The organism is Oerskovia sp. NPDC060287 (assembly GCF_042726775.1).
GTDB lineage: Bacteria > Actinomycetota > Actinomycetes > Actinomycetales > Cellulomonadaceae > Oerskovia > Oerskovia merdavium.
In genome coordinates, this window is record NZ_JBHXBO010000186.1 from 1 (window position 1) to 8,227 (window position 8,227).

The 8,227-nt window shown below is 71.4% G+C and carries 8 protein-coding genes; 4 read left to right on the forward strand and 4 right to left on the reverse strand.

All coding sequences use genetic code 11. The features are described from left to right. Positions 1 to 43 precede the first annotated feature (43 nt). Positions 44 to 1,342 carry an AI-2E family transporter gene (locus ACFWFR_RS14785; RefSeq protein WP_377623452.1) on the reverse strand — a complete coding sequence of 433 codons (1,299 nt, stop codon included), beginning with the start codon at positions 1,340 to 1,342 and terminating at the stop codon, positions 44 to 46. 98 nt (positions 1,343 to 1,440) lie between these two features. Further along, a complete protein-coding gene (locus ACFWFR_RS14790) occupies positions 1,441 to 2,667 on the reverse strand; it encodes a sodium:proton antiporter (RefSeq protein ID WP_191805811.1) in 1,227 nt (408 codons plus the stop codon). A gap of 151 nt (positions 2,668 to 2,818) precedes the next feature. Between ACFWFR_RS14790 and ACFWFR_RS14795 the strand changes: the two genes are divergently transcribed. The 4 genes from ACFWFR_RS14795 to ACFWFR_RS14810 all read left to right on the forward strand — a co-directional run bounded on the left by ACFWFR_RS14795 (position 2,819) and on the right by ACFWFR_RS14810 (position 4,622). Beyond that, entirely contained in the window at positions 2,819 to 3,244 is a 426-nt protein-coding gene (locus ACFWFR_RS14795; RefSeq protein WP_191805810.1) for a hypothetical protein, read from the forward strand. Between the two features lie 26 nt (positions 3,245 to 3,270). Further along, entirely contained in the window at positions 3,271 to 3,699 is a 429-nt protein-coding gene (locus tag ACFWFR_RS14800; protein ID WP_354511073.1) for a DUF6325 family protein, read from the forward strand. 116 nt (positions 3,700 to 3,815) lie between these two features. Further along, positions 3,816 to 4,127 (forward strand): SHOCT domain-containing protein, encoded by a 312-nt coding sequence (locus tag ACFWFR_RS14805; RefSeq protein WP_377623453.1) that lies wholly within the window; start codon positions 3,816 to 3,818, stop codon positions 4,125 to 4,127. A gap of 12 nt (positions 4,128 to 4,139) precedes the next feature. Continuing rightward, positions 4,140 to 4,622, forward strand: coding sequence for a DUF1269 domain-containing protein (locus tag ACFWFR_RS14810; RefSeq protein WP_191805807.1), 483 nt, complete (start codon positions 4,140 to 4,142; stop codon positions 4,620 to 4,622). 64 nt (positions 4,623 to 4,686) lie between these two features. On the opposite strand, the gene ACFWFR_RS14815 is transcribed toward ACFWFR_RS14810, so the two are convergent. Together ACFWFR_RS14815 and ACFWFR_RS14820 are read right to left on the reverse strand one after the other, a co-directional pair. Then, positions 4,687 to 5,700, reverse strand: a complete 1,014-nt coding sequence (locus ACFWFR_RS14815; RefSeq protein WP_377623454.1) for a sigma-70 family RNA polymerase sigma factor — start codon at positions 5,698 to 5,700, stop codon at positions 4,687 to 4,689. A 43-nt stretch (positions 5,701 to 5,743) separates the two neighbouring features. Further along, a complete protein-coding gene (locus tag ACFWFR_RS14820; protein WP_377623455.1) occupies positions 5,744 to 7,930 on the reverse strand; it encodes a SpoIIE family protein phosphatase in 2,187 nt (728 codons plus the stop codon). Between the last annotated feature and the right edge of the window lie 297 nt (positions 7,931 to 8,227).

Genomic DNA, 8,227 nt, shown 5'->3' on the forward strand with positions numbered 1-8,227 from the left:
GGGCCGCTCCCCTCGGGGGGGAGCGGCCCGTCCTGTACGAGTGCTACTCGATGCCGTCGGCGTGCCGCTCGTCGACCGTGCGCGCGGCGTCGCGTGCGGCCTTCTTGTTGGCCCGACGGCGTCGCGCGACTCCGCTGTCGCCCTCCCTGTCGTCGTCGGTCGGCTCGTCCTTCCCGTGACCCGGGTCGTGCAGCATGTGCGAGTCGACGAGCTCGTGGCGCTGGAGGTAGGTGTTGGCGACGGCCTGGATCGTCGCGGCGATCGGGAGCGAGAGGAACGCGCCCAGTGCACCGAACAGGGCCCCGAAGGCCAGGACGACGACGAACGACACCGCGGGATTCATCTCGAGGGCACGGGCCGAGACCTTGGGCGAGAAGTAGAGGTTCTCGAGCTGCTGGTAGGCCACGATGAAGATCAGGACGGCAAGGGCCTGAGGCAGCCCCTGCGACGTGAGCGCGACGATCACGGGCAGCGCGCCGCCGATGTACGTCCCGATCGTCGGGACGAACTGGGACACGACGCCCACGAACACCGAGAGCGGCAGGGCGTAGTCGGTGCCGAGGATCAGCAGGAAGACGAACGTGAAGACGCTCGACAGCGCGGCGAGGACGATGCGCGAGTTGATGAAGTCCGAGACCTTGACCTGAGTGATCTCCCAGAGCCGCAGGACCTCCTGCTGACGGTTCGGGGTCAGCCACCGGCAGATCGCGGCACGGAACTTGGGTCCTGCGGCCAGGAGGTAGTACGTGACGAGCATGATCGTGAGGAACGCGAAGATGCCTCCGACGATCGTCGTCCCGACCACGAGCGCACCGGACGCGACGTCCTCGCCGAACTCGTTGAACCCTTGCTTGAGCAGGTCGTCCGAGCTGGGCATGTCGATGTCGAACCGCTCCTGGACGAACTCCTGGATGTCCGTGTAGAGCGCCGGGATCGACTGGACGAGCTGGACGAGCTGCTGGACGAACAGGTTGCCGAAGAGCGCGAAGATGCCTGTCACGACGACCAGGCCGCCCAGCAGCGCGGTGGCCGCGGCTCCGCCGCGCTTCCACCCGTGGCGCACCAGCCAGACCACGATCGGCTCGAGCGCGAGCGCGATGAAGAACGCGATGAGGATGTTGACGCCCAGGCTCTTGAGGGTGCCGAGCGCGTACCAGACGAAGATGCCGACGAAGACCGTGACCACGATCATGAGCAGGGCCCGGGGGAGCCAGCGAGGGGGCTTGCGCGGGTCGTCGGGGGCGAGCGCGACGAAGTCGCGCGGTGCGGTCGCCGCGGTGGCCGAGGGCGGCGGGGAGGGCGGACCGGCGGGTGCCGCCGGGGTGGTCGCGTCGCTCGTCATGGGCCGAACGTAGCGAACGCAGGGTCGCACGAGGCGAGCCCACGCCGTCGGGCAGGAAGGTGCGCGGGCGGAGGCTGTGCGTACCCCGCCCGGTCAGGTCACCCGCGGGCCTGGACCTGGGCGATCGGTACCCCGTCGTCGTCCAGGTGCTCGGGCCCCTCGGACCGCACGCCCAGGCGCGCGGCGACCCACGGCCCCGTGAGCCCGTAGATCACCGCGGTCAGGAGGATGACGCCGAACACGACCGGCACGAGCTGCTCGAACGGCTGACCGTCCTGCTCGAACCGCAGCGCGAAGACCGACGCGGTCGAGGCGGCGACGATCCCGCGTGGCGCCATCCAGCCGACCATGACGCGTTCTCGGCTCGACAGGACGCTTCCCGTGGTCGCGATCGACGCGACGAGCGGGCGCAGCACCAGGACGAGCAGCGCGACGATCGCGAGCGTCGAGAGCGCGTACGTGGCGAGCGCGTCGAGGTCCACCCGGGCCGTGAGCAGGATGAAGAGCGTGCCGATGAGCAGGAGGCCGACGTGGCTGCCGAACTCGTGCAGGGGCTCGATCCGGGCCCACCGCTGGTTGGCCAGGGCGATACCGAGCGTGGTCGTCGCGAACAGCCCGGCCTCCTCGTGGAACGCCTCGGCGATCGCGTACGTGGCCAGCGCCGTGGCGAACGCGAGCGAGACCTCGGCCGCGGCGGGCACCCTGCCCCAGCGCACGGCCACGACGTAGACGGCCGCGGCGACGGCTCCCGTGAGGATCCCGGAGAACGCCGTCGCCCCCAGGTGCTCGGGTGCGGCGTGGAGCGCGACGTTCGCCATCGCGAGCGCGACCGTCGCGCCGATCGGGTCGATGAAGATCCCCTCGAACGCGAGCACCGACTCGAGCGGTTGCTTGGGACGGATGATCGCGAGCAACGGCCCGACGACGGTCGGTCCCGACACGATGAGGATCGCCCCGATCACCGCGGCCCGCGACAGCGGCAGGTCGAGGACCCACCAGCAGATGGCCGTGGCGCCGATGCCGGTCAGGACCGCGCCGACCGTCACCAGGAGCGCGACCGGGCGCCGCGCCCCGCCCTTGAGCCGGGCCATGTCGAGCTTGAGCGACTCCTCGAACAGCAGGATGCCCACGGCCATCGAGACCAGGGGGAACAGGTCCTTGCCCAGGAGCGCGTCCGGGTCGACCAGACCCGTCACGGGCCCGGCGACCAGCCCCAGCGCGAGCAGCAGGAGGATCGACGGCACCTTGAGCGCCTTGGCCGCGACCTGGCCGACGACCCCGAGCAGAACGACCAGGGCGATCCCACCCGTGAATCCCAGTTCCATGGACCCATAGTGGTGCGGCGAGGCCCTTTGCGCAGCGGATGCCGTGAACCGTCGTCGGTGCCACGATCAGGGTGCAGGACTTCCCCTGGGGGCTCCCGTCCGACGTCGTCGTCGCGCGGCGCCACCAGCACGCGCGCGCAAAGGAGACGACATGGCACGGTCCTCGCAGGTCACGGCATGGGTCGGTTGGGTGTGGTTCGCGGGCATCGTCCTGCTGGTGCTCGGGCTGTTCAACGCGATCAGCGGACTGGTCGCGGCGTTCTCCCCGGAGAAGCTCGTCGGGCTGGGAGAGCAGGGGATCGTCGTCCTCGACGTGTCGACCTGGGGATGGGTCCACCTCGTGGTCGGGATCCTGCTCGTGATCGTGGGCTTCTCGGTGCTCTCCGGCCGAGGGTGGGCGCGCCTCGTCGCGATCGTGCTGGTCGTGCTCAACGTCCTGACCCAGTTCGTCGCCCTGCCCGCCAGCCCGTGGTGGTCGATCGTCACGATCATCCTGGGGCTGTTCGTGCTGTGGGCGCTCGTCGTCCACGGCGACGAGGCCGAGCGCGCGTCCGCCTCGGCGTCCCACCTGCCCTGACCTCACCCACCAGCAAGGAGCGCCACATGCCCTCAACCACCTTCGGCCCGGTCGAGTTCGTCGCGATCGCCTTCCCCGAGGAGCGCGTCCCCGACGCGGTCAAGATCGCGATCGCGGACCTCCTGGGGTCCGACGTCGTCACGCTCCTCGACCTCACGGTCGTCCGCAAGGGCGTGGGCGGGGAGATCGACGTCGTCGAGGTCGAGGACCTCGGTGACGAGCTCGACATCACCGAGACCCAGCTCGGCAGCTCCGGTCTCGCCGGGCAGGAGGACATCGACGACGTCGCCGCGAACCTCGAGCCCGGGACGTCGGCACTCGTGCTGATCGTCGAGCACACCTGGGCCCGCGAGTTCGTCGGCGCGGTGCGCGGCGCGGGCGCCGCGGTGATCGCCCAGGAGCGGATCCCGGCCGAGGTCGTCAACGAGATCGTCGAGCTCGCGGAGCTCGTCTGAGCCGACGCGAGCCACGTCGCACAACATCTCTCAGCACAGCACCTTCACGGACCGCACGACGAACGGAGAGCACCATGCCACTACGACGCGTAGGACGCCCTGGACTCCTGGGGACGATGGCACGCACCGCGGTCATCGCCGGGACGGCCTCAGCCACTGCGGGTGCCGTCCAGCGGCACCAGCAGGGCAAGGCCGAGCAGCAGGCCGAGGCCCAGCAGTACCAGGCGCAGCAGCAGGCCGAGCAGCAGCAGATGTACGCGGCGCAGGCCGCCCAGGCGCAAGCCGCTCAGCAGGCGCCGGCCGCCCCGGCGCCCGCAGGCGGCGAGAACGACCTCCTGGCCCAGCTCGAGAAGCTCGGCCAGCTCAAGGCGGCCGGGGTCCTCGACGACGCCGAGTTCGCCGCCGCCAAGGCCAAGCTGCTCGCCTGAGAGGAGAAGATCATGGCAACCTTCACCGTCTGGTCGTTCGACACCCCCGGAGGCGCCGAGGTGGCGTCCGGTGTCCTGCGGGACGCGGCCTCCGAGGGCCTGATCAAGATCGTGGACCGCGCGATCGTGACCTGGCCCGAGGGCGCCAAGAAGCCCACCACGCGGCACACGCACGAGGACGAGTGGCGCGGCACGGGCTGGGGCGCGTTCTGGGGGCTCCTGTTCGGGGCGCTCTTCTTCGTGCCGGTGATCGGGGTCGCTGCGGGCGCCGCGCTCGGCGCGATCCACAAGTCCATGGAGGCCGTGGGGCTCAACAAGGACCAGCTCGATCGCATCCGTGCGCAGGTCACCGAGGGCACCTCGGCGCTGTTCGCCGTGACCGAGGACGGCAACCTGGACCGCGTCGGTGAGCGGTTCCACGGTCTGCACGGCGAGCTCATCGCCACGAACCTGACCGACGCGGAGCGCCAGCTCCTCCTCGAGACGTTCGACTGACGACGGGTGCTCGACAGGCGCGGGAGGGGCGGCCGCCGGCCGGCCCTCCCGCGGTCCGTGCGGGCTACGCGTCCAGGTGGAGCGGCAGCCCGAACAGCGGGTACCACGCCTCGACGTCGAGGAACGCGTTGATGCCCGTGACCTTGCCGTCCACGGTGTCGATCACCTGCAGCGCCCACGCGTCGTACCCGCCACCCGGTGACACCCGGTACTGCCCGAACCCGAACGTCCCGTTGACCTGTACGGGCACCATGCGCGAGCCGCGGCACTCCGCGCCGGGACCGACCATCCACCTCTCGATCTCGACGGGTCCCTGCATCCACAGCGCGTAGGGCGGCATGGACAGCGTGGCCTCGTCGTGGAGCAGCGCCACGAGCGCGGGCATGTCGTAGCGCTCGAACGCGTCGAGGTACTTCTCGAGGAGCTCGTTCTTCTCGTCGTCGACGGAGACTGACGGAAGGTTGGCGCCGTCGGCCCCGGGCCCCGAGCCGTAGTGAGCCTGCGCGGAGAGCGTCGCCCGTGCACGTTGGAGAGCGCTGTTGACCGACGGGACCGACGTCTCCAGGAGCTCGGCCACCTCGGACGCCTGCCAGCGCAGGACCTCACGGAGGATGAGGACCGCGCGCTGCTTGGGCGGCAGGTACTGCAGGGCCGCGACGAACGCGAGCCGGATGGACTCGCGCCCCACCGCGACGTCCGCCGGGTCGCCGTCGCGCGGCAGCACCCGGTCGTCCGGCACGGGCTCGACCCACGTCTCCTCCGAGAGCTGTTCGCCCAGGTTCCGCTCCTCGGCCGACTGCGCGGCGCCGAGCCCCATGGGCCGCTCGCGGCGCCTGCGCTGGGCGAGGTGGTCGAAGCAGACGTTGGTCGCGATCCGGTAGAGCCAGGAGCGCAGCGCGGAACGCCCCTCGAAACGGTCGTAGGAGCGCCAGGCGCGGACCATGGTGTCCTGGACCGCGTCGTCGGCCTCGAAGGACGAGCCGAGCAGTCGGTAGCAGTAGCCGGTGAGCTGCGACCGGTACTGGTCGAGCAGCTCCCCGAGGTCCTCGTCCGCGACGGTCGCTGTGCGTTCGGTCATGGTGTCCTCTCGTGGCACGCGGCTGTGCGCACCGTGTTCCACGTTAGCGCGACCCGCCGACACGTTCAGGGGAGGGGGCGTCGTCGCGCGCGAGCTCGAACCAGACGGTCTTGCCCGGTCCGTCCGCCGCACGGTGCTCGACGAACCAGCGGTCCGCGAACCGGTCGAGGAACTGGACGCCCCGGCCGCCCGTCTCGTGCGGTGCGGGGTCGTGGAGCGTCGGCTCGTCGGGCGACCCGTCCCGGACCCCGACCCGGACGAGCGCGTTGCTGACCTCGACGATCGCCTCGAGCGGGCCCACCGCGTGCTGGACCGCGTTGGTGAGCGTCTCGCTCGCGAGCAGCATGATGGTCCGGCGCTGGTCGCGGCTGATGCCGCAGCTCTCGAGGATGTCGTCGACCCAGCGGCGGGTGGGCGAGATCGCCGCGGTCGTGTGCTCGACGCTCCGGGAGACCCGGGTGGGGCACGCAGGCGTGGGGTGCGAGTCCACCGCGGCGCGGACCCGCACCGCCAGGACGGCGATGTCGTCGCGCTGGTCGCTGCCGACCAGGCGCTGGACCAGGGCGTTGGGCAGGGCGAGCGTCGACCCGTGCCGCAGCGAGACGAGCGCCTGGGCGAGGCCCGCGAGCCGCGTGCTCTGGGCGACGCCGCGACGCTCGATGAGACCGTCGGTGTAGAGCAGCAGGGTGTCGCCGGGCCCCAGGTGGGTCAGGTGGTCGCTGCGAGGAGCGTTCGGCACGAAGCCGAGCATCATGTCCGGCCTGGCGTCGAGCATCTCGACGCTCCCGTCGGACCGGAGGACCAGGGGCGGTGGGTGCCCGGCGTTCGACCAGGACAGGTCGAAGAAGTCCCCGCGGCGGTCGAGCCGGGCCACGACCGCGGTCCCGCTCGCGTGCAGCGCGAGCCCGGAGTTGGCGCGGTCGAGGAGGCGCAGCAGCGCGGACGGGGACTCGTCGTGGCTCCAGGCGAACGTGCGCAGCATCGAGCGGAGCTGGCCCATCTCGGCCGCTGCCCGCATGTCGTGACCGGTCACGTCGCCGATCATGAGGACCGAGGCGTCCTCGTCGTGCACCACGGCGTCGTACCAGTCCCCGCCGACCTGGTCCGTGAGCGTCGCGGGCGAGTAGGTCGAGGCCAGCTCGAGGTGCGGGATGTCGGGCAGCTCGGTGAGCATCGCGGCCTGGAGCGTGGTCGCTGCGTCGCGCCGTTCCTCGAGCAGCCGGACGCGTTCGAGCGCGTGCGCGACGAAGCCCGCGAGCCCGGCGCGGGACAACGACTCGTCGTCGGCGACCTTGCCCTGCTCCCACGCGAGGAAGACGACCGCGAGCAGCGAGGTGCCCGAGACCACGGGCAGGAGCGCTCGGGAGCCGACCGTGTCGTCGATCGCGTCCGAGACCGACGGGAAGGCCGCGAGGACCTCGGCCTGGTCGCGGAAGAAGAGCGCCTCCTGGGTGCGCGCCACGAACGACACGATCCGGTCCTGGTCGTCGATGCGCGCGTAGCGGTAGGAGGGGGCGAGCCCGGGCTCGAGGTGGTCCATGCTCGTGTACGTCAGGCTCTTGCGCGACGGGTCGACGACCGCGAGCCCCGCGTACCGGGCACCGATCGCCGACGACGCGACGTAGGCGAGCGTCTCCCCGACGTCCTGGACCGACGTCGCGTCGGCGAACGCCTCGCTGAGCATGAGGAGCAGGCGGTTGCGGCGCGTCGCCTGGATGGCGAGGTTCTGCATCCGCGTCGCACGCTCGTGCGCGATGCGCAGCCTGAGCTCGGACGTGCACGCGGCCGTGAGGTCGGCGAGCGTCGCGAGGTCCGACTCGGTCCAGTCGTGCGGTTCGTCGTCCATGGCGCAAAGGGTCCCGACGACGCGTCCGCGCTGGTCGAGGATGGGGAATCCCGCGTAGGCCAGGACGCCGAAGTCGGGGATCGCGGGGTTGTCCCAGACCCGGCTGTCCTTGCGGGTGTCGGGGACGACGAGCGGCTCGCGGTCGTTCGTCACGTGCTGGCAGAACGAGTGGGTCAGGGGCATCCGCCGGCTCGCCTGGATGTCCTCCGGGAGGCCGTGGGCGCCGGGGTAGACCTGCTCGTCGGCGAGGACGAGCGACACCGCGGCGGTCGGGACGCCGAGCTGGCGCATGGCGAGCCGGGCGAAGCGGTCGAAGGACTCGTCGGCGGTCGGGGAGCCGAGCCCTGCCTCGACCAGCTCGAAGATCGCCTGGGCCTCGGTCACGCCTCAGTATTACCCGCGACCGGCTCCGCGTCGCGGCCTGGATGGGGTGAATCGGGCACCGCGGGCAAGTCGCCCAGGTCGCCGGGCGCGGGGCGGACCCTGCCCGGAGTCGACGACGGCGCGCCGCCCGGGGTGGGTGGCGCGCCGTGGTCGGTGGGTGGGGTGGGTCAGCAGGTGGTGGTGGGGTGGTCGATCTGCTGGATGTGGGTGGTGCCGTCGGTGCGGGTGGCGGTGATGGTGGTGGTGCCTGCGGTCAGGGTCTGGGTGCGGGCGGAGAAGGTCTGGCTGGCGGACTTT